Below are 20,680 nucleotides of genomic sequence, written 5' to 3'. Positions count from 1 at the left end.
CCGCAGGGAGAAGGAATAGCAGCCATGACCACAGTCATCAAAAACGGCACCATCGTCACGGCCGACCTCACCTACAAGGCGGACGTCAAGATTGACGGCGGCAAGATCGTCGAGATCGGCCCGGGCCTCTCGGGCGACGAGACGCTGGATGCGACGGGCTGTTACATCATGCCCGGCGGCATCGATCCGCACACCCATCTCGAAATGCCCTTCATGGGCACCTATTCCTCCGACGATTTCGAGAGCGGCACGCGTGCGGCCCTTTCCGGCGGCACCACCATGGTTGTCGATTTTGCCCTTCCCGCCCCCGGCCAGTCGCTGCTGGAAGCGCTGACAATGTGGGACAACAAGTCGACGCGGGCCAATTGCGACTATTCCTTCCACATGGCGGTCACCTGGTGGAGCGAGCAGGTGTTCAAGGAGATGGAGACCATCGTCCGCGACAAGGGCATCAACACCTTCAAGCACTTCATGGCTTACAAGGGCGCGCTGATGGTTGACGATGACGAGATGTTCGCCTCCTTCCAGCGCTGCGCCGAACTCGGCGCCCTTCCCTTGGTGCACGCCGAAAACGGCGACGTCGTCGCCTCGATGTCGGCAAAGCTGCTGGCAGAAGGCAATAACGGGCCCGAGGCGCATGCCTATTCCCGCCCGGCCGAAGTCGAGGGCGAGGCCACCAATCGCGCCATCATGATCGCCGACATGGCCGGCTGCCCGGTCTATATCGTCCATACCTCCTGCGAGCAGGCGCACGAAGCGATCCGACGCGCCCGCCAAAAGGGCATGCGCGTCTACGGCGAACCGCTGATCCAGCACCTGACGCTCGACGAGAGCGAATATTCCAATCCTGACTGGGACCACGCCGCCCGCCGTGTCATGTCGCCGCCCTTCCGCAACAAGCAGCATCAGGACTCGCTCTGGGCCGGGCTTGCCTCCGGCTCGCTGCAGGTGGTCGCCACCGACCATTGCGCCTTCACCACTGCGCAGAAGCGTTTCGGTGTCGGGGATTTCACCAAGATCCCCAACGGTACCGGCGGTCTCGAAGACCGCATGCCGATGCTTTGGACACACGGCGTCAACACCGGCCGGCTGACGATGAACGAATTCGTCGCCGTCACCTCGACCAACATCGCCAAAATCCTCAACATCTATCCGAAGAAGGGCGCGATCCTTGTCGGCGCCGACGCCGACATCGTCGTCTGGGATCCAAAACGTTCCAAGACCATCTCGTCTAAGGCCCAGCAGTCGGCGATCGACTACAACGTCTTCGAAGGCAAGGAAGTGACCGGCCTGCCGCGCTACACGCTGACGCGCGGGATCGTCGCGATCGAGGAAAGCACCATCAAAACCCAGGAGGGTCACGGCGAATTCGTCAGGCGCGAGCCGGTGACAGCGGTCAGCAAGGCACTTTCCCAGTGGAAGGATATCACCGCGCCGCGCAAGGTGACGCGCAACGGCATCCCGGCGAGCGGCGTCTGACGATGGTGCGCAACAAGACGCCCATCAACCGGAGACCGCTGCCTCCATGCGCATGACCTCAGGCCGGCACCAATCCATCCAGCTCCGGCAGAAGCACGACGCTTTCCTGCTCGTTGGGGTCGGTGCGGGCGATGATCGCCGTGCACGGCGTGCTGCTGAGGTTTGCCGGCAGGTGCGGCACGCCGGCCGGGATATAGAAGAGTTCACCGGCATGAACGATGACATGATGCTCGAGTTCGTCTCCGTACCAGGTATGCGCCTCGCCGGAGAGCATGTAGATCGCCGTCTCGTGCGCCTCGTGCAGATGCGCCTTGGCGCGCACGCCCGGCGGGATCGTCAGCAGGTGCATGCAGATGCCTTTGGCGCCGACCGTCTCGGCCGCGACCCCTTCGAAGTAGCTGAGCCCCTGCTTGCCGTCATAGGCATGGTTGGGCCGAACGATGTGGCAGGTGGGCTTTGATGTCGCGTCCATTCTCTTCCTCCATGAAATGTGCCGCCGGCAGGGCCTGCGGCGATGGTAACATGCAAACCGCGTCCCCGCGGCGAAAACAAGAACGGTCGCATTGATGCAAGCACCCTCCGTCGTATCCGCCAAGGATCTCTGTCTCACCTACCAGGCAAATGACGGCCCGGTGCGTGCGCTGAGCGATGTCAATCTCGATGTCCGCAAGGGCGATTTCGTCTCTTTCATCGGCCCGTCCGGCTGCGGCAAGACCACCTTCCTGCGTGTCATCGCCGATCTCGAAAAGAGCACCTCGGGCGAGATTTCGATCAATGGCATGACGCCGGAGGAAGCCCGCAAAGCCCGCGCCTACGGCTATGTCTTCCAGGCGCCGGCGCTCTATCCCTGGCGCACTATCGAAAACAATATCGCCCTGCCGCTGGAGATCATGGGCTATTCCGGCGCCGACCGCGCAAGGCGCATCGCCGAAGCGCTTGATCTCGTCAGCCTGTCCGGCTTCGAGAAGAAATTTCCCTGGCAGCTTTCCGGCGGCATGCAGCAGCGCGCCTCGATCGCCCGCGCGCTCGCCTTCGACGCCGACCTCTTGTTGATGGACGAGCCCTTCGGCGCGCTGGACGAGATCGTCCGCGACCATCTAAACGAAGAGCTACTGAAACTCTGGGCGCGCACCAACAAGACGATCTGCTTCGTCACCCACTCCATCCCCGAAGCGGTCTATCTCTCGACCAAGATCGTGGTCATGTCGCCGCGCCCGGGCCGCGTGACCGATGTGATCGACTCTACCCTGCCGGCCGAACGCCCACTCGACATCCGCGACACCCCTGAATTCCTGGAAATCGCCCATCGTGTCCGCGAGGGGCTGAGGACGGGACATAGCCATGAGGTTTAGGCCGTTGAGTTCGGGGGCCACCCCCCTCTGCCCTGCCGGGCATCTCCCCCACAAGGGGAGAGATCGGCAAGAGGAGAGGACGTCGGTCCTCACTGATTCCACGCTGGATCAGGGGCCTTTCGTTGTTTTGGGAAGCCGTTTCCACATATCGATCTCCCTCCTTGTGGGGGAGATGCCCGGCAGGGCAGAGGGGGGCGGCCGCGCATTCGACGCCAACAAATGGGGGCAGTCGCTGTGAAACCCGATACCTTCAAGGACAAGCTCGTCCCCGTCACCACCATCCTGCTGGCCCTCGTCGCTATCTGGTATGTCGCTGCCGTCCTGATGAACGCGCCGTTTCAGCGCGACATGGACAGCCGCGCCGGCGTCACGCCGACGACCCTGGAATTCATCGGCAAGACGCTGGCGCAGCCGAAGCCGATCCTGCCGGCGCCGCATCAGGTGGCGCAGAACGTCTACGAGAACACCGTCCTGCGCAGCCTTTCCAGCAATCGCAGCCTCGTCTATCACAGCTGGGTGACGCTCTCCTCGACCCTGCTCGGCTTCGGTTTCGGCATGCTGCTTGGCATCCTTCTTGCGGTGCTGATCGTGCACAACCGCGCCATGGACCGCTCGCTAATGCCCTGGCTGGTGGCGAGCCAGACCATACCGATCCTCGCCATCGCCCCGATGATCGTCATTATCTCCTACAATGTGCTGACCGGCGATAATGCGCTTGCGCATCTGTTGAACCTCGATTCCGATGCTTCCCGCCTCGTCTCCAAGGCGCTGATCTCCACCTATCTTTCTTTCTTCCCCGTCGCCGTCGGCATGGTGAAGGGCTTGCGTTCACCTGAAATCATGCATCTCGACCTAATGCGCACCTATTATGCCAGCCCGATGCAAACCTTCTGGAAACTGCGCGTTCCCGCCTCGATCCCGTTCCTGTTCACCTCGATGAAGGTGGCGATCGCCGCCAGCCTCGTCGGCGCCATCGTCGGCGAGCTGCCGACAGGCGCTGTCGCCGGCATCGGCTCCAAACTGCTTGCCGGCTCCTATTACAGCCAGACCATCGATATCTGGGCGGCCCTGGTCGCCGGATCGTTGCTGGCCGGCATCCTGGTCGCGATCGTCGGGGTTGCGGCGAAGATCGTCGATCGCGCGATGGGCGGGAGACCGGCATGAGACATCTGACCTTCTCCTGGCAGGGCACGGTGGCCCTCCTTCTCTGCCTCGTGTCGCTAATCACCTTTCCGCTTTTCGCCGAAGGCGCGGCACACCCCTTAACCGACGGTACGGCAAGCCTCATCTTCATCATTGTCGTCGCGGCTGCCCTGCTATCTTTTGCGCCGCAACCGCCGGCCTACCGCGCCACTGTGCTGTTCATCGGCGCGCATGGTGCCGCCTGGATGCTGCTTTCCGCACTTTCCGGCAACGAGGGTCTGGCGACAAGAGCCTTCTTCCTGCCGCTCTTTTCCTGCTGGCTGCTTGCGTGGCGATGCGTCACGGAGCTGTCGAAACTGCAGCCCGTCACTGCTTTCGGCAAATCTTCGCTCCAACTGCTGATCCCGGCGATCTTCGGCGCCTGGATCCTCATCCTTTGGGAAGCAGCAACGCGTGGCGCCGGCATCCCCTTCATCATCCTGCCGCCGCCGAGTGCCATCGGCATGCGCATCACGGCCTCCCTGCCGATCCTCGGTGCGGATGTCAGGCAGACGATCTTCAAGGCGGTGTTGATCGGTTACATCGTCGGCAACCTCAGCGGCTTTGTCGTCGCGGTGCTCGCCGACCGCATCACCTTCCTGCGCCGCGGCCTCCTGCCGATCGGCAACATGGTATCGGCCCTGCCGATCATCGGCGTCGCCCCTGTCATGGTCATGTGGTTCGGCTTCGACTGGCCGTCGAAGGCAGCGGTCGTCATCATCATGACCTTCTTCCCGATGCTGGTGAATACTGTCGCCGGCCTTGTCGCCTCCGGCAGCATGGAGCGCGATCTGATGCGCACCTATGCCTCGAGCGACTGGCAGACGCTGCTCAAGCTCAAGCTTCCGGCAGCCATGCCGTTCATTTTCAACGCACTGAAGATCAACTCGACGCTGGCGCTGATTGGTGCCATCGTTGCGGAATTCTTCGGAACGCCGATCGTCGGCATGGGCTTCCGCATCTCCACCGAGATCGGCCGTATGAATGTCGACATGGTCTGGGCGGAAATCGCCGTCGCGGCGCTGGCCGGCTCGATCTTTTATGGCATCATCGCCCTGACCGAACGGGCGGTGACGTTCTGGCATCCGTCTATCCGTGGTGGCTAGACGCGCCCGGGCTTTGGAACCGGCCCGGGCATAACTTCAGAGGGTAAGGATAAGAAAATGAGAAAGTTGATAGTTGCAATGATGGCGAGCGCGATGTCGCTGGCAGCAACCCATGCGATGGCCGCCGACAAGGTGGTTTTGCAGCTGAAATGGGTCACGCAGAGCCAGTTCGGCGGCTATTACGTCGCCAAGGACAAGGGCTTTTACAAGGAAGAAGGCCTCGACGTCGATATTAAGCCGGGCGGTCCCGATATCGCCCCGGAGCAGGTGATCGCCGGCGGCGGCGCCGATGTCATCGTCGACTGGATGGGCGGCGCGCTGGTTGCCCGCGAAAAGGGCGTTCCGCTCGTCAACATCGCCCAGCCCTATCAGAAGGCCGGCCTGGAAATGGTCTGCCGCAAGGATGGCCCGATCAAGACCGAAGCCGACTTCAAGGGCCACACGCTCGGCGTCTGGTTCTTCGGCAACGAATATCCCTTCTTCGCGTGGATGAACAAGCTCGGCCTGTCCACAGAAGGCGGCGCCAATGGCGTCACCGTGCTGAAGCAGAGCTTCGACGTGCAGCCGCTGGTCCAGAAGCAGGCCGACTGCATCTCCGTCATGACCTATAATGAATACTGGCAGGCGATCGATGCCGGCTTCAAGCCGGAAGAACTGACGGTCTTCAACTACACCGAGATGGGCAATGACCTTCTCGAAGACGGTCTCTATGCGATGGAAGACAAGCTGAAGGATCCGGCCTTCAAGGAAAAGATGGTCAAGTTCGTTCGCGCCTCGATGAAGGGCTGGAAATATGCGACCGAAAACCCCGACGAAGCCGCCGGGATCGTCATGGACAATGGCGGCCAGGACGACAACCACCAGAAGCGCATGATGGGCGAAGTCGCCAAGCTGGTCGGCGACAGCTCCGGCAAGCTGGACGAGGCACTCTATGCCCGCACCGCAAAGGCGCTACTCGACCAGAAGATCATCAGCAAGGAGCCCGCGGGCGCCTGGACGCACGACATTACCGACGCCGCTTCTAAGTAATCGCGGCAAGCAATGCAAAGCGAAACGCGCGGGATATCTCCGCGCGTTTCTTTTTTTTCGGCACCGATGAAAAAACGCCTTGCAACTGTCGCATTTGTCCGGCGTCAAACGTCATAAGGGAAGCAGGATCAATCATCGTCATGTTCACATAACCCTGCAGTGATTGATTCAGGTTCTGATGGTAACTATCATCGCTCATGGGGAATTGTTTTCTGCCGGGCTTGCATATCGAGCAAATCGATACCAATTAAAAGCCGATTTGCCGGCGAGGGACGAAGACGGCAATGATGTGTGGATACCCCTGAGAATGCAGGAAAGGCAGTGGCCTGGTCGCGAGCTGAGTGGCACACGCGCGAGTTCGGCTAAGCTTGTTACAAGATTGGACGAAGACGCATGGCACGCAAGCCGATTGGAATTCTAGGCACCGCTACCCTTTTTGCTGCGGCTCTCGCCGCATCCACTGCATTCTCGCAGGAAACGCCGGTCGAAAAACCGCAACAGAATCTGCCGGCGATCGTCGTCACCAAGGCGACAAGCCGGACGCTGGTCGACCGTGTCATCGGCACGGGAACGGTCAAGCCCGTCGAGGAAGTCTATATCCAGCCGCAGGTCGAGGGCCTATCGATCCGAACGCTGAAAGCCGATATCGGCGACAAGGTTGAGGTGGAGAGCACGCTGGCGACGCTCAACGATGACGCGCTGGTCCTGGCAAAGAGCCAGATGATGGCGACGAAAGCCAAGGGCGAGGCAAGCCTCGCCCAGCTGCGCGCCCAACTCATCGAGGCGCAGGCCAATGCCGAACAGGCAAGGCAGCAGCAGGCCCGTGCCCAGGAAATGGGCAAAAAGGGCACTGTTTCCACCGCCCAGGTCGAGCAGGCCGATGCGACTGCCGCCGCCGCCAATGCCCGCGTTGTCTCCGCCGAACAGGCGATCGAAGTCGCCGAAGCCGATCTCAAGGTCTTCGACAGCCAGATTGCCGACGCCGATTTGAAGCTGGCGCGCACCGATGTGAAGACACCGGTCGCCGGCACGGTCTCGGCGAAGAACGCCAAGGTCGGCGCCATTGCCGCCGGCAACGGCGATCCGCTATTCACCATCATTCGCGACGGCGATATCGAGCTTGTCGCCGAGGTCGCCGAAAGCGACATCGTCAGGGTGGTGGGCGGCCAGAAAGCGTCAATTTCGCTGTCCGGCAGCCGCGAGAAGCTTTCCGGCGCCGTGCGCCTGGTTTCGCCGACCGTCGATCCGGTCACCCGCCTCGGTCTCGTCCATATCTCCATCGACGACGACAGCAAGGCGCGTTCCGGCATGTATGGCAGCGCCGAGATCATCGTTCGCGAGACGGAGGGCGTATCGCTTCCCCTGACCGCCGTGCTCACCGGCAACGAAGGCTCCTCCGCCCGCAAGGTGGAGGATGGCGTGGTGAAATACGCCAAGGTCGAGACCGGCATCCAGGACGGTGCCTATGTCGAGATCGTCGATGGATTGAAGACCGGCGACGAGGTCGTGGCCAAGGCGGGCGCTTATGTCCGTGACGGCGACCACATCACTCCGGTGCGTGAACAGCCCTCGGCTTCCAACTAAAGAGACCATCCGATGAATTTTTCAGCCTGGTCCATTCGAAATCCCATCGCGCCGCTCCTGGCCTTCTGCCTGCTGGTGCTCATCGGCATGCAGTCCTTCAATGCGTTGCCGATCACGCGCTTTCCAAACATCGACGTGCCGCTCGTTTCGATCAACGTGACGCAGAGCGGCGCTTCGCCGGCCGAACTCGAAATGCAGGTGACGAAGGAGATCGAAGACGCGGTCGCCTCCATCACCGGCATCGACGAAATCCAGTCGACAGTGACCGATGGCAGCTCGCAGACCGTCGTCATGTTCCGGATGGAAGTGCCGACGCAACAGGCGGTACAGGACACCAAGGATGCGATCGACCGCATCCGCAGCGATCTGCCGGCGACGGCCGAAACACCGATCGTCTCCAAGGTCGATGTCGAAGGCCAGGCGATCCAGACCTTCGCCGTTTCCTCGCCTGCCATGTCGCTGGAAGAGCTCTCCTGGTTCGTCGACGATACCGTCAAGCGATCGCTGCAGGGACAGGCCGGCATCGGCCGCGTCGATCGTTACGGCGGCGCAGAGCGCGAAGTACGCATCGAACTCACCCCTGGCAAGCTCGATGCCTATGGCATAACCGCCGCAAGCGTGAACCAGCAACTGCGCGGCACCAATATCGATCTCGGCTCCGGCCGCGGCCAGGTGGCCGGCAGCGAACAGGCAATCCGTGTTCTGGGCGATGCCCGCAACGTCGCCGAGCTCGCCGACACCACGATCGCGCTGCCGAACGGCCGCTTCGTCAAGCTGTCCGATCTCGGTGTCATCAAGGACACCTATGAAGAGCCGAAATCCTTCTCGCGCTTCGACGCCACGCCGGTTGTCACCTTCGGCGTCTTCCGCTCGAAGGGCGCCAGCGAAGTCAGTGTCGCCAAAACCGTAGCGCAGAGCCTCGACAAGGTCCGGACCGAAAACCCGAACGTGAAGATCGAACTGATCGACGATTCGGTTTATTTCACCTACGGTAACTACGAAGCCGCCATCGATACGCTGCTCGAAGGCGCGCTGCTCGCCGTCATCGTCGTCTTCCTGTTCCTGAGGAACTGGCGCGCGACGTTGATTTCGGCAATCGCCCTTCCGTTATCTGCGATCCCGACCTTCTGGATCATGGACATGATGGGCTTCTCGCTGAACCTCGTCAGCTTCCTTGCTTTGACGCTTGCGACCGGCATCCTCGTCGACGACGCGATCGTCGAAATCGAAAACATCGCCCGCCACATCAAGATGGGCAAGACCCCTTACCGGGCGGCGATCGAGGCCGCTGATGAAATCGGCCTTGCCGTCATCGCCACCACCTTCACCATCATCGCCGTCTTTGTGCCGGTTTCCTTCATGCCGGGTATTCCGGGCCAGTACTTCATTCAGTTCGGCCTGACCGTCGCCTTCTCCGTCTTCTTCTCGCTGATGGTCGCGCGCCTCATCACCCCGATGATGGCCGCCTATCTGATGCGCGCCGAAGACGGCGTCGACGATCATCACGACAATGACAGCCTGCTGATGCGTGGATACACACGGCTCATACGTGGCACGACCGGGCGCTGGTACACGCGTTATGCGACGCTGCTTGTCGCGTTCGGCTTCCTGGCCGGCTCCGTTTTGCTGCTCATGCAGGTTCCCGGCAGCTTTTTGCCACCGGAAGATGCCTCGCGCATCGTGCTTTCTGTCGAATTGCCGCCCAATGCGCGGCTTGACGATACCGAGAAGACGACGGATGCGATCTATGACAGGGTCAAGGATATCAACGGCGTCGAAAGCGTCTTCGTCCTCGGCGGCGCATCGCCGAAGGGCGATCTCGAATTGCGCCGTGCGACCATCGCGCTCGCGCTTGATAAGCTCGACCAATCGCTGGTCAAGAAGATGGTCAATGACGGGCTCGGCCACATCCCCCTCATCGGTCCGATGCTGCCGAAGGTGGAAGTCCACGGCCGTGAACGGCCGCAATGGGATATCGAAAAGGAAGTTTTCGCCAAGCTGCGCGACATTCCCGACGTCCATATCCTGAAACTCAACGATCGCGGCGAACGCGACCTCGCCTTTAACTTCCTCTCCAAGAACGAGAAAGACCTGAACGACGCTGTCGGCGTTCTGGAATCCAAGCTCCGTGCCGATCCGCTGCTTGCCAATGTCAGCGCCGACGGCGCCCTGCCCCGTCCGGAACTGCAGGTTTATCCGCGCAAGGACGAAGCCGCACGCCTCGGGATCACGCCGCAGCAGATCTCCGAAACGATCCGTGTCGCCACAATCGGCGATGTCGATGCGGCTCTTGCCAAGATCTCGCTCGACGATCGCCAGATCCCGATCCGGGTCCAGGCGGCGGTTGACATGCGCCGTGATCTCTCGGCGATCCGTGCATTGAAGATCCAGACCGCCAGCGGCGGCACCGTTCCGCTCTCAAGCGTCGCCGATATCAACTACTCGGAAGGCGTAAGTTCGATCAAGCGCAACAACCGTTACCGCGTCGTTTCGATCGGCTCCGACCTGCCGCAGGGCGTAGCACTCGACACGGCTTCGGCCCGCTTCCGCGAGATCGTCAAATCAGCCAATATCCCGGCCACGGTGCATCTTGCCGAAAGCGGCGACACCAAGGTGCAGAGCGAGATGCAGCAGAGTTTCGTCAACGCCATGTTGATGGGCCTCCTGCTGGTGCTGACAGTGCTGATCCTGCTCTTCAAGGACGTGATCCAGCCCTTCACCATCCTGCTCTCGCTGCCGCTCGCCATCGGCGGCGTAGCGGCGGCTCTGATCATCACCAGCAACCCGCTGTCTATGCCGGTCATGATCGGCATCCTGATGCTGATGGGTGTCGTCACCAAGAACGCCATCCTGCTCGTCGATTTCGCGATCGAGATGCGCCACCAGGGCATGGCCCGCGTCGAGGCGATGGTCGAAGCCGGCCGCAAACGCGCCCGGCCGATCATCATGACTTCAATCGCCATGTCGGCCGGCATGCTGCCTTCCGCGCTCGGCGTCGGCGAAGGCGGCTCGTTCCGCGCGCCGATGGCGATCGCGGTGATCGGCGGCATCATCGTCTCGACGGTGCTCTCGCTCGTCGTCGTGCCCTCCTTCTTCCTGATCATGGACGATCTGTCCCGCCTGCTCGGCTGGATGTTCGGCCGCCTGGTCGGCAGGAAGGACAATGAGGAGCTGCCGCTGTCGCGCGAGGATCTCACTCGCGTCACCCGCGAGAACCGCAGCGAGATCGACTCGCTGGAGGAGCGGCTGACCGCGATCGAAAAGCCGGAAAGCAAGCGCAAGAGCGCCAACGGCAACGACACCAACGTGCTGCGCCTGCCGCCCTTCGCAGCGGAATAAGCAAAGCCCAGAAAATCAACGGGCCGGGAGCACTCTCCCGGCCCGTTTCGTTTTGCCGTTTCGCTGCTATCAGCGACGTCGATCTTTTCCGCCAGATCTGGTCGTCAGAGCCCCCCCTGCTCTCTGAGGAAGCTGACGATCGAGCTGACGCCGTCGCCGCGTTTCATGTCGGAGAAGACGAAGGGGCGCGCCGCGCGCATGCGCGTGGCATCCCGATCCATTACCTCGAGATCGGCGCCGACATAGGGCGCCAGATCCTTCTTGTTGATCACGAGCAGGTCCGAGCGGGTGATGCCGGGGCCGCCCTTACGCGGGATCTCCTCGCCTTGGCAGACGGAGATGACATAGATGGTGATATCGGCAAGATCGGGCGAAAAGGTTGCCGCCAGGTTGTCGCCGCCGGATTCGATGAAGACGACGTCGAGATCGGGAATTCGCTGGTTAAGGCCGGCGATCGCCTGGAGATTGATCGTCGCGTCCTCGCGAATGGCGGTATGCGGGCAGCCCCCGGTCTCGACGCCGACGATGCGGTCCGAAGTCAGTGCCTGCATGCGCACCAGGGCCTCGGCATCCTCGGTCGTGTAGATGTCGTTGGTTACAACCGCGACGGAATAGTCGTCGCGCATCGCCTTGCAGAGCTTTTCTGTCAGCGCCGTCTTGCCCGAGCCGACCGGCCCGCCAATGCCGACCCGCAAAGGTCCGTTTCTTGATTTCATGTGCCTTACTCCAATCGAACCCCGATGATAGCGACGCTGCCATCGCACGCCACCGTCAAATGACGCAGTCGCAGTGATAATTTCGAACCATCACGAGCGGAACAGCCGCGTCGCCTGGGTCTCGTGGCGCAGGCCGGCAATATCGGCCTGCACCGTTGCCGAGCCCAGATCGTCAAGCGAGGAGGCTGCCGCCCGCCGGGCGACTTCCGCAATACGCTCTTCGAGGCCGGCAAGCACGGCAACACCGTCCCTCTGGCCGGCGACGCCGAGGCGGATGCCGGATGAAACCGCTTGTGAGACATAGGCGTGCAGGAAGGCAGCAAGCGCCTTCTCCGGCTCTATGCCGTGTGCACCCGTCACCGCCCCGACCGCAACGGGATAAGCGACCTTGTCGGGCAACCTATCGAACACGCCGTCCGGCCAGGCCCGCGCCGCCGCCAGGAACGCCTCGCCAAGCAGCATGATTTCCTGATGGCGCTCGCGCGATCCGGCAAGTGCGGCGGCGAGTGCGGCGATCTCGACAAGGCGCACGGGTTCTTCCTGACACCTGTGGCTTTCGGCCAGCAGTACCGCATCGTTCCAAACCGAACCATGGCCGATCAGCGTGCCGATCCAGGCCGCAAGCGAGGCCGCATCAGTGACCAGCCCGTCGGCCACCGCCCGCTCCAACCCGCCCGAATAGGCAAAGCTGCCAATCGGAAAAGCCGGCGAAAGCCATGCCGTTAGACGCAGCAATGCGTGCAGCTCACGATCCCTGGTCATTAGGTTTCAGTCGTGCTTGTGGCCGTGATGTCCGTGATCATGGTCATGGTCATGGTCATGACCATGATCGTGGCGGTGCTCATGCTCATGCTCGTAGCCATGTTCATGATCGTGGTCATGACCCTGGTTAGGAATGTGCCCGTGATCATGATCGCGCTCATGCGAATGGCCGCCATGGGAATGATAGGCTCCCCGTGCAGGCTGGAACGGCTCATCGATATCGAGGACGGTGGCGCCGAGGCCCTGCAGCATGGTGCGGATGACATGATCGCGCAGGATGACGATGCGGTCTTCCTCGATCTGGGCTGCGAGATGACGGTTGCCGAGATGCCAGGCAAGCTCGACCAGGTGCATGCGGTTGCGTCCGCGAATTTCGAAGAGCTTCTCATCAGCCGCGAGAATCTCGATCAGTTCGCCGTCGTCGCGCACCAGCAGGTCGCCGTTGGCGAAAAGCACCGGGTCCTTGAGATCGAGCATGACCATCTCGCCATTTTCCAGATGCAGCAGCTTTCGGCGCAGATGGCGCAGATCGTGCGGCAGTTTGACCTGGACGGTCGGATGGGAGGACGGGGTTCCGGCGGGGAGATAGGAGGTAACGCGCTGCATGATATGTCCGTTTTGCTGAGACGACGACCATGCAAAATAGCCTTTCCCGATGCAAGCACCAATGGTCTTTGTGCGCGTGTCGGGCTTTTATATTCCGTAAGCCTGCATCATGTTGTCGCCCTCGGTTCCCCTGCCCTCGGCATCGGGGCTATTGTCGACGAGCCCGTGCCATGCATGATGCAAGCCTTCCCGCTCGTGTACGACGCGATTGCGCCCGAGCGCCTTGGCGAGATAGAGCGCCCGGTCAGCCGAAGCGTAGACCGCCTGCTTGTTGCGCCCGGCGGCGAGGTCGGCAACACCGCCGGAAACGGTGATGCGGATATCGTGCCCCTCGGCCGCGATGGCGCCGCTTGCGATCCGGGCTCGGACACCTTCGACGCGTTCCATCCGCGCCTCCAGCGGCTCGCCGGAGACGATGACGCCGAACTCCTCCCCACCCAACCGTGCCACGACGGACATCTCATCGAAGGCGGATATGAGCATCGCCGAGACCGCGGTGATGACGGCATCGCCGCAGGCATGGCCGAAGCGGTCGTTGATCGCCTTGAAGCGGTCGACATCGAAAACAACAAGCGAGGCGTTGCCCTCGGTGTTTTCAAGCGCCTCTGTGAAAGCGCGCCGGTTCAATAGTCCGGAGAGCGTGTCCGTTCGGCTGAGTTTTTCAAACTCCGCCCGCGACAGCGTCAACTCATGCAGTGCAAAACCGGCGGCCAGCGATAGCATGCCGGAAACCGTCCCACCAACGAGCCAGGAAAAAATGGCTCCGAAGCCGATCGCGTGCGCGAGTGTCATCGGTAGCAGCCCGAAAAAGCCGAGCGGCGGTATCGTCAGCGAAATGATAACGCCGGAGAGAATGACTGCAAGAAAGCTCATCTTCAACGCAAAGAGATAGACATTCCTGCGATGTTGAAAATTGCCGAAATCGGCCTGCAGCGACATCCAGTTTCTCATGAGAATCGACCTTCCTGCCCGGCGTTTCAAGACATTGATAAGAGCCGAATTGCTGCGGGTGTCTTAATCGACTCGTTAAAATTCGAACGGTTTTAGACGATTCGGTGGACAGATTTTTTCTAGCAGGAGATGCAGCCTTCCAATCCCTGAATCGGACAGTACGCAGACACACTTAGGCGATTGATTTAAAACAGATTTACGGGGTCAGGGAATGGGGCTGTTTCAGAATGATCTATCTGGAGAAAATACCGGTTTCTTCAACGATTTTTACAACCGAATGGAGAGTGCCCTTCACAATTCACTTTAAGAGCGGGACGGCCATCGGCTGCCTCAATTGTAGACAGCAACAGACAATCGCAATGATTGTGGAAACGCGTTCCACAAGCCGGTCCGAAGCCCCGCAGAGCGCAGCGCTGCAGCCGTCCAGGTGTTACAGCCGAAGAGGGCGTTGAAATATCCCTTGGCCTCGAAGAACCGGTCGATTTCGCCGTAACCTGCATCCGGGATCGGCACCACCGAGCCCGCGTCGCGAACGAAGCTGTCTGAGATAAAATTGCGCAGCCGCGCCAATTGATCGTCACTGACATCGAATGGCGCAACACTGGACTGCGGCTCGGTGATATGACCGGCAAGGTCCACATGCAGGACCGAACGGTCGATTGTCAGCGCTCGCAGCACCGGCAGCGGTTTCAGCTCCGCCCAGGTCGGGGTTTCCAGATAGAAGGCGCGGCCGCCCCAGCCGACGATGAGCCATTCCGCATCCGGATGGCCGAGCGGAAAACCGTCATCGACGAGAAAGGAAAAGGCACTCCGCGCCTCCTCGTCGAGCGGAATTGCAATATCGGTGTGGATCGGTCCCGACAGCAGGAGAATCCGATGCGTCGCGGCCACAGACGACGCCTTGACCGGGGCAATCAGCGGCCGGGGAATGAAGCTTCCGCAAGCCACCAAAAGCACAAGCAGGAATACGATCCGTAAAACCCAGCGGATGCCTGTTCTCATCGGAACCGTCCGGGACGCACGGAGCGAGCCGGCCTAAAACAGGAAATAGCGCTGCGCCATCGGCAGCACCGTCGCCGGCTCGCAAGTCAGCAATTCGCCGTTTGCCCTGACCTCATAGGTCTCCGGATCGACCTCGATCTCGGGTGTCAGGTCGTTATGGATCATCGATGCCTTGGAGATGCCGCCGCGCGTATTCTTCACCGCGACCAGTTGCTTGGCGACGCCGAGCCGGCCCCTCAAGCCACCGTCGAGCGAGGCCTGGCTGACGAAGGTGACGGAGGAATTGGTGAGGCTCTTGCCATAGGAAGCAAACATCGGCCGGTAGTGCACCGGCTGCGGCGTCGGGATCGAGGCGTTCGGATCCCCCATCGGCGCGGCGGCGATCGAGCCACCGAGCAGCACCATGTCGGGCTTCACGCCGAAGAAGGCCGGATTCCAGAGCACCAGGTCGGCACGCTTGCCGACCTCGACCGAGCCAATCTCATGGCTGAGGCCATGAGCGATCGCCGGATTGATCGTATATTTGGCGATATAACGGCGGACGCGGAAATTGTCGTTATCGCCCTTTTCCTCCTTCAGCCGGCCGCGCTGCCGCTTCATCTTGTCGGCCGTCTGCCAGGTGCGGATCGCCACCTCGCCGACGCGGCCCATGGCCTGGCTGTCGGACGAGATGATCGAGAAGGCGCCGATATCGTGCAGGATATCCTCGGCGGCGATCGTCTCCTTGCGGATGCGGCTTTCCGCGAAGGCGATATCCTCGGGGATCGACGGCGACAGATGATGGCAGACCATCAGCATGTCGAGATGTTCGGCGATGGTGTTGACCGTATAGGGCCGGGTCGGGTTGGTAGACGACGGAATGACGTTCGGCTGACCGCAGATCTTGATGATGTCAGGCGCGTGCCCACCGCCCGCCCCTTCCGTGTGGAAAGCATGAATGGTGCGGCCCTTGATGGCACTGATCGTATCTTCGACAAAGCCGCTTTCGTTCAGCGTATCGGTGTGGATCATCACCTGCACGTCATATTCGTCGGCGACCGACAGGCAGCAATCGATAGCGCCTGGCGTCGTGCCCCAATCCTCGTGCAGCTTCAGCGAGGTGGCGCCGGCCAGCACCATCTCGGTCAGCGCCCCCGGCAACGACGCATTGCCCTTGCCGGCAAAGGCGAGGTTCATCGGGAAGGCGTCGGCCGCTTCGATCATGCGCGCGAGATGCCAGGGACCGGGCGTGCAAGTGGTGGCAAGCGTGCCGTGCGCCGGTCCCGTGCCGCCGCCGAGCATGCAGGTCATGCCTGACATCAGCGCTTCCTCGATCTGCTGCGGCGCGATGAAGTGGATATGGCTGTCCATGCCGCCAGCAGTGACGATCTTGCCTTCGGCGGCGATCGCCTCCGTGCCCGGACCGACGATGATATTGACGCCAGGCTGCATATCGGGATTGCCCGCCTTGCCGATCGCAACGATGCGCCCGTCCTTAAGCCCGATATCGGCCTTGTAGATGCCGGAGTGATCGACGATCACGGCATTGGTGATGACGGTATCGACCGCACCATCCGCCCGCGTCACCTGGCTCTGGCCCATGCCGTCACGAATGACCTTGCCACCGCCGAACTTTACCTCCTCGCCATAGGTGGTGAAGTCCTTCTCGATCTCGATGAAGAGTTCCGTATCCGCAAGGCGCACCTTGTCGCCGGTGGTCGGTCCGAACATGCCGGCATAGGCGGCGCGCGAGATCTTGTAGGGCATCCATCAGGCTCCATGGGAGAAAGAGATAAGCGTTTCCCCGCTAAGCCGCTTGAGGCGGCCCGCGGCAATATAGGCATCGGCAAGCTGCCTTTCGGCGGCAAACGGGTGCCATTCCCAGCCGACATGACCGAACCCGGCAAGCGTCACCTCGGCATCGGCATAGCTGTTCAGCGCCTCGGCAATGACGATCATGCCGCTGCTCGGCACAATGTAAGGCGCCGGCGCGAAGGCCGACAGCGAGGCATCGACAGCCTCGTGGACCGCCTTGCCGATGACGACATGCGTCTTGCCGGTATCAGCGCAGAAGGCAGTGAATTCATCCGTATAGTCGTCGCAGAAATCGTCGAGTTCCGGATGTGAGACGGCAAGCGGCGCCCGCATCGCGGCGAATTTTTCCGGATCGCGCACACTCCAGATTTCGCGCGCCGAAACGACGCCGGGATGGGCACGCCATTGTGGCGAACCGAGCATCGCCTTTGCCGGCCGGCCGGTATTGCAGACCGCGACGGCATCCGTGCGGCTGCCGCCAGCCCCGTAGGAACGGCAATCATTGAAACGGATGACGAAATCAGCGGCATCGATGACGCCTGCCTCTTTCTCTGCGATCTCGCCATTGCCGACGATCATGATCTTCTTGGTCACCTTAGTTGCTCATCGTGTCTTCAAGCTCTTTCAGCTCTTTCGTGCGTTTGTCGGTGATGTCGGCGAGACATCCAACAACCAGCATCGGCTCCAGCGTGCCGCCGCGGGCCTGAAAGCCGAAGGCATCGCATTCGGCGTCGCGATAATCGATCCAGGCGCGCTGAGCCTTGACCAGCGCCTGTTCCGCACCTTTCATGTCGCCATCCAGATCCTTGTCGATCGCCACCATGGCGGCACGCGTCTTCTTATATTGCGCATTCAGCGCCTTGTCGGCGGTCTCGTGACGCGCCGCCTCGCAGGCGGTCATCTCCGATTGCGTCTTCGGATTGTTGCAATCGACATCCTGAGCGGAGGCGGTACCAGCCGCTACCAGCATCGCCGCCCCGATGAGGCAAATGTTCAAGCGCATGCGCCTCTCCCGTTAAAGCTTGCCCATTACCAACTGACGGAAGCCATAGACTTCGCGCTTGCCGGAAAGCGGGATGAGCGTAACCGAACGCGTCTGCCCCGGCTCGAAGCGCACGGCCGTTCCCGCCGGAATATCGAGCCGCGTGCCATGCGCTGCCGCGCGATCGAAGGAGAGCCCGGCATTGGTCTCGGCGAAATGATAGTGGCTGCCGACCTGCACCGGCCGGTCGCCCGTATTGGAAACATCCAGCGTCACCGTCGGCGCGCCGGCATTCAGTTCGATGTCGCCGCTTGCGGCAATGATCTCGCCTGGAATCATCTCGTCCTCCTTAAGCCGCCTTGGGCGCGCAGCCCTCGGCCTTCAGCACACGCTTTGTCGACGCCGGGTTTTTGACGAGCATCGCCGCCGGCCGAATAGGCCTGACAACGAGATTGCCGCCGCAGTTGGGGCAGACACCCTTCAGCACGTCGTCGACGCAATCGGCGCAGAAGGTGCATTCGTAGGTGCAAATCCGTGCCTCGGTGCTCTCCGGCGGCAGATCCTTGTCGCAGCATTCGCAATTGGGCCTGAGTTCGAGCATCCCTGTCTCCTTACCGAATCGGTTCGTGCACGGTGACGAGCTTGGTTCCATCCGGGAACGTCGCTTCCACCTGCACGTCATGGATCATCTCGGCAATGCCCTCCATCACCTGGTCGCGGCCGATCACATGGGCGCCGGCCTCCATCAGCTCGGCGACAGGACGGCCGTCGCGGGCGCCTTCGACAACGAAATCGCTGATCAGCGCGATCGCCTCGGGATAATTCAGCTTGACGCCACGCTCCAGCCGCCGCTGCGCCACCATCGCCGCCATGGATATCAGCAGCTTGTCTTTTTCTCTCGGAGTGAGGTTCATCGTCTACCTGCCTATTGAACTCATAGATTCCAGACTTTCGGCACAGGCGCACCATTGCGCAAGGCGGAAATGACCGGGATCAGGATTTTTCTAAGTGCAAAGCCGTCGGCCGCTGCAAGACGGACGACGAGCTTGCCATCCCAGGCGCTCGCACCGCCCATCGATCCTTCTATGAGCGGCCGCACCCTGCCGAGATAGGCTTCCGAAAGCGGCCCGGCATAAAGCAGCGTCGCAAAGGCCACCTGTCCGCCGAGCACCGCCTGCCGCGCCGCCAGTGCCGAGACACCTTCGGAAAGTCTGAGCTCTTCGGCGTGGATCAGTTGACCCGAGCGTCGGATGCGCCAGCGGTCGCGAAACAGCCCGGTTTCCACCGTCTCGCCCATCGCCTTGCGGCCGAGCAACACAGCTTCGACGGCCAGAAATTCGGAGCCTTCGTCAAGATCGACATCGAGCCTGCGGAAAAGTGCGGCCCGATCGAAGAGGATCGTTTCCTGCGGCAGCCAGTCGACCCTCGCTTGGGCTCCGACCTTAATGCTGGTCGTCACCTCGGCCGTGCCGGCCGACGCCTTGTAGATCTTCTCGCAGGCCTGGGTGGTGACGTCGATCTTCGTGGCGGGACCGGCCACGACGCTCCAGTCCATCCGGTCGCCACCGGTCAGCCCGCCTGCTGTGTTGATGATGACGGCTTCCATCGAGGCATCGAACGTATCGGGCAGGCGGATCTTCGCCGCGCCCTCCTGATAGAGTTCACGCAGACGCGTGCGGCCATCAAACAGCTTTGCCGCCAGATGCCCGCGTCCCTCCGCTCTTTGCGGTCTCGTCCCTGCCGCCGCAATCATCGTACCGTCCCTTTCGGTCGCGCCACCGGTTTCATTCCATCGCGCGGATAACGGAAAGCAAGCAAGTCCCATGCCGTCCAGGGATACCCGCAGCGGAGCTGGAAGATTTGAAAGGCGCTCTGCTAGCTGCCGAAAAATGCAGCATTTGCCGATCAGACGGTCAGGTGACGGCGGGCCTCCGGCGTATCCAGCGTTTCGGCAAGGCCTTCATGCACGATCTCGCCCCGATCCATGATGTAGACGTAATCGGCAAGCTCCCGGCAAAAGTCGAGATATTGCTCGACAAGCAGAATCGCCATGCCGGTGGAATCGCGCAGGTAACGGATGGCCCGGCCGATATCCTTGATGATCGACGGCTGAATGCCCTCGGTCGGCTCGTCGAGCACGAGAATCCGAGGCCGGGTCACCATGGCGCGTCCGATCGCCAGTTGCTGCTGCTGGCCACCGGAAAGATCGCCGCCACGACGCGATAACATCGACTTCAGCACCGGGAAGAGACTGAAGATGTCGTCGGGAATATTCCGGTCGCCGCGGCCAAGCGGAGCAAAGCCGGTTTCGAGATTTTCCTTGACTGTCAGCAGCGGGAAGATCTCGCGCCCCTGCGGCACATAGCCGATGCCCTGCTTGGCGCGGGCAAAAGGCGGCAGGCCATTGAGTCTGGTATCATTGAAGGTAACGGTGCCGGCCGACAGTGGATGCTGGCCGGTCACGGCGCGCAGAAGCGAACTCTTCCCCACGCCGTTCCGCCCCAGCACGCAGGTGATCTTTCCCATCTCCGCCTTGACGGAGATGCCACGCAACGCCTGGGCGGCGCCATAGTGCAGGTTTACGTTTTCGACTGTCAGCATGATGCCGTCTCCAGAATCTTTGTGGGTCCCAAAAAGACCCCTCCCCAACCCCTCCCCACAAGGGAGAGGGACAAGCTCGGAGCTACCGTCCCACTTCCCAAGAGATCATAAGAAAGCTGGCAATCGTAGTGATGAGCGAGCGCCCAGGTTAAGCCCCTCCCCCTTGTGGGGAGGGGTTGAAGAGGGGTGACACAC

At 61.5% G+C, this 20,680-nt stretch carries 22 protein-coding genes; 7 read left to right on the top strand and 15 right to left on the bottom strand.

From position 1 onward, the window contains the following. Nucleotides 1-24: 24 nt before the first annotated feature. Nucleotides 25-1,479: a dihydropyrimidinase gene (hydA, locus tag HJB83_RS20040; RefSeq protein ID WP_207581507.1), complete on the top strand. Its 1,455-nt coding sequence runs from the start codon at nucleotides 25-27 to the stop codon at nucleotides 1,477-1,479. 58 nt (nucleotides 1,480-1,537) lie between these two features. Here the strand turns inward: hydA and HJB83_RS20035 are convergent, their stop codons facing one another. Then, the gene (locus HJB83_RS20035; protein ID WP_207581508.1) at nucleotides 1,538-1,951 is read right to left on the bottom strand and encodes a cupin domain-containing protein; all 414 of its coding nucleotides are present in this window, start codon (nucleotides 1,949-1,951) and stop codon (nucleotides 1,538-1,540) included. 94 nt (nucleotides 1,952-2,045) lie between these two features. On the opposite strand from HJB83_RS20035, the gene HJB83_RS20030 reads away from it, so the two are divergent. The 4 genes from HJB83_RS20030 (at nucleotide 2,046) to HJB83_RS20015 (ending at nucleotide 6,148) form a co-directional block, all read left to right on the top strand. Then, nucleotides 2,046-2,831 carry an ABC transporter ATP-binding protein gene (locus HJB83_RS20030; protein WP_164014014.1) on the top strand — a complete coding sequence of 262 codons (786 nt, stop codon included), beginning with the start codon at nucleotides 2,046-2,048 and terminating at the stop codon, nucleotides 2,829-2,831. A gap of 234 nt (nucleotides 2,832-3,065) precedes the next feature. Next, on the top strand, nucleotides 3,066-3,995 hold the full coding sequence (locus HJB83_RS20025; protein ID WP_207581509.1) for an ABC transporter permease: 930 nt from the start codon (nucleotides 3,066-3,068) through the stop codon (nucleotides 3,993-3,995). After that, nucleotides 3,992-5,119: an ABC transporter permease gene (locus HJB83_RS20020; protein ID WP_207581510.1), complete on the top strand. Its 1,128-nt coding sequence runs from the start codon at nucleotides 3,992-3,994 to the stop codon at nucleotides 5,117-5,119. Before HJB83_RS20025 ends, HJB83_RS20020 begins: the two co-directional genes overlap by 4 nt. 57 nt (nucleotides 5,120-5,176) lie before the next feature. Next, nucleotides 5,177-6,148 (top strand): ABC transporter substrate-binding protein, encoded by a 972-nt coding sequence (locus HJB83_RS20015; protein WP_207581511.1) that lies wholly within the window; start codon nucleotides 5,177-5,179, stop codon nucleotides 6,146-6,148. Here the strand turns inward: HJB83_RS20015 and HJB83_RS20010 are convergent. Then, nucleotides 6,141-6,347 (bottom strand): hypothetical protein, encoded by a 207-nt coding sequence (locus HJB83_RS20010; RefSeq protein WP_207581512.1) that lies wholly within the window; start codon nucleotides 6,345-6,347, stop codon nucleotides 6,141-6,143. The two genes, HJB83_RS20015 and HJB83_RS20010, sit on opposite strands and share 8 nt — an antisense overlap. Before the next feature lie 194 nt (nucleotides 6,348-6,541). Here HJB83_RS20010 and HJB83_RS20005 point away from each other — a divergent pair, with 194 nt between their 5' ends. Together HJB83_RS20005 and HJB83_RS20000 are read left to right on the top strand one after the other, a co-directional pair. After that, nucleotides 6,542-7,732 (top strand): efflux RND transporter periplasmic adaptor subunit, encoded by a 1,191-nt coding sequence (locus HJB83_RS20005; protein WP_207581513.1) that lies wholly within the window; start codon nucleotides 6,542-6,544, stop codon nucleotides 7,730-7,732. A gap of 12 nt (nucleotides 7,733-7,744) precedes the next feature. Beyond that, nucleotides 7,745-11,071 (top strand): efflux RND transporter permease subunit, encoded by a 3,327-nt coding sequence (locus tag HJB83_RS20000; RefSeq protein WP_221132321.1) that lies wholly within the window; start codon nucleotides 7,745-7,747, stop codon nucleotides 11,069-11,071. A gap of 104 nt (nucleotides 11,072-11,175) precedes the next feature. On the opposite strand, the gene ureG is transcribed toward HJB83_RS20000, so the two are convergent. The 13 genes from ureG to urtE all read right to left on the bottom strand — a co-directional run bounded on the left by ureG (nucleotide 11,176) and on the right by urtE (nucleotide 20,485). Beyond that, the gene (gene ureG / locus HJB83_RS19995) at nucleotides 11,176-11,787 is read right to left on the bottom strand and encodes an urease accessory protein UreG (protein WP_207581515.1); all 612 of its coding nucleotides are present in this window, start codon (nucleotides 11,785-11,787) and stop codon (nucleotides 11,176-11,178) included. A gap of 90 nt (nucleotides 11,788-11,877) precedes the next feature. After that, complete coding sequence (locus tag HJB83_RS19990; RefSeq protein ID WP_207581516.1) at nucleotides 11,878-12,549, bottom strand: urease accessory protein UreF; 672 nt, start codon at nucleotides 12,547-12,549, stop codon at nucleotides 11,878-11,880. A 6-nt stretch (nucleotides 12,550-12,555) separates the two neighbouring features. After that, nucleotides 12,556-13,155 carry an urease accessory protein UreE gene (gene ureE / locus HJB83_RS19985; RefSeq protein ID WP_221116559.1) on the bottom strand — a complete coding sequence of 200 codons (600 nt, stop codon included), beginning with the start codon at nucleotides 13,153-13,155 and terminating at the stop codon, nucleotides 12,556-12,558. 87 nt (nucleotides 13,156-13,242) lie between these two features. Further along, nucleotides 13,243-14,106: a GGDEF domain-containing protein gene (locus tag HJB83_RS19980; RefSeq protein ID WP_207581518.1), complete on the bottom strand. Its 864-nt coding sequence runs from the start codon at nucleotides 14,104-14,106 to the stop codon at nucleotides 13,243-13,245. Between the two features lie 330 nt (nucleotides 14,107-14,436). Further along, nucleotides 14,437-15,108, bottom strand: coding sequence for a TIGR02117 family protein (locus HJB83_RS19975; protein ID WP_207581519.1), 672 nt, complete (start codon nucleotides 15,106-15,108; stop codon nucleotides 14,437-14,439). Between the two features lie 33 nt (nucleotides 15,109-15,141). Next, nucleotides 15,142-16,854, bottom strand: coding sequence for an urease subunit alpha (ureC, locus tag HJB83_RS19970; protein WP_207581520.1), 1,713 nt, complete (start codon nucleotides 16,852-16,854; stop codon nucleotides 15,142-15,144). A gap of 3 nt (nucleotides 16,855-16,857) precedes the next feature. Further along, nucleotides 16,858-17,481, bottom strand: a complete 624-nt coding sequence (locus HJB83_RS19965) for a Urease operon accessory protein (protein WP_221132342.1) — start codon at nucleotides 17,479-17,481, stop codon at nucleotides 16,858-16,860. 16 nt (nucleotides 17,482-17,497) lie between these two features. Next, entirely contained in the window at nucleotides 17,498-17,905 is a 408-nt protein-coding gene (locus tag HJB83_RS19960) for a lysozyme inhibitor LprI family protein (protein WP_207581521.1), read from the bottom strand. Nucleotides 17,906-17,917: 12 nt separating this feature from the next. Next, a complete protein-coding gene (locus HJB83_RS19955) occupies nucleotides 17,918-18,223 on the bottom strand; it encodes an urease subunit beta (protein ID WP_207581522.1) in 306 nt (101 codons plus the stop codon). A 10-nt stretch (nucleotides 18,224-18,233) separates the two neighbouring features. Then, nucleotides 18,234-18,485, bottom strand: coding sequence for a DUF1272 domain-containing protein (locus tag HJB83_RS19950; protein ID WP_207581523.1), 252 nt, complete (start codon nucleotides 18,483-18,485; stop codon nucleotides 18,234-18,236). 10 nt (nucleotides 18,486-18,495) lie between these two features. After that, entirely contained in the window at nucleotides 18,496-18,798 is a 303-nt protein-coding gene (locus HJB83_RS19945) for an urease subunit gamma (protein WP_028743291.1), read from the bottom strand. A 20-nt stretch (nucleotides 18,799-18,818) separates the two neighbouring features. Continuing rightward, nucleotides 18,819-19,637: an urease accessory protein UreD gene (locus HJB83_RS19940; RefSeq protein ID WP_207581524.1), complete on the bottom strand. Its 819-nt coding sequence runs from the start codon at nucleotides 19,635-19,637 to the stop codon at nucleotides 18,819-18,821. A 152-nt stretch (nucleotides 19,638-19,789) separates the two neighbouring features. Further along, nucleotides 19,790-20,485: an urea ABC transporter ATP-binding subunit UrtE gene (gene urtE / locus HJB83_RS19935; RefSeq protein ID WP_207581525.1), complete on the bottom strand. Its 696-nt coding sequence runs from the start codon at nucleotides 20,483-20,485 to the stop codon at nucleotides 19,790-19,792. Between the last annotated feature and the right edge of the window lie 195 nt (nucleotides 20,486-20,680).

This window comes from Rhizobium sp. NZLR11, from assembly GCF_019685115.1.
Lineage (GTDB): Bacteria > Pseudomonadota > Alphaproteobacteria > Rhizobiales > Rhizobiaceae > Rhizobium.
Note: the sequence above shows the minus strand (reverse complement) of the source record. Positions and strands in the feature narration are given on the sequence as shown.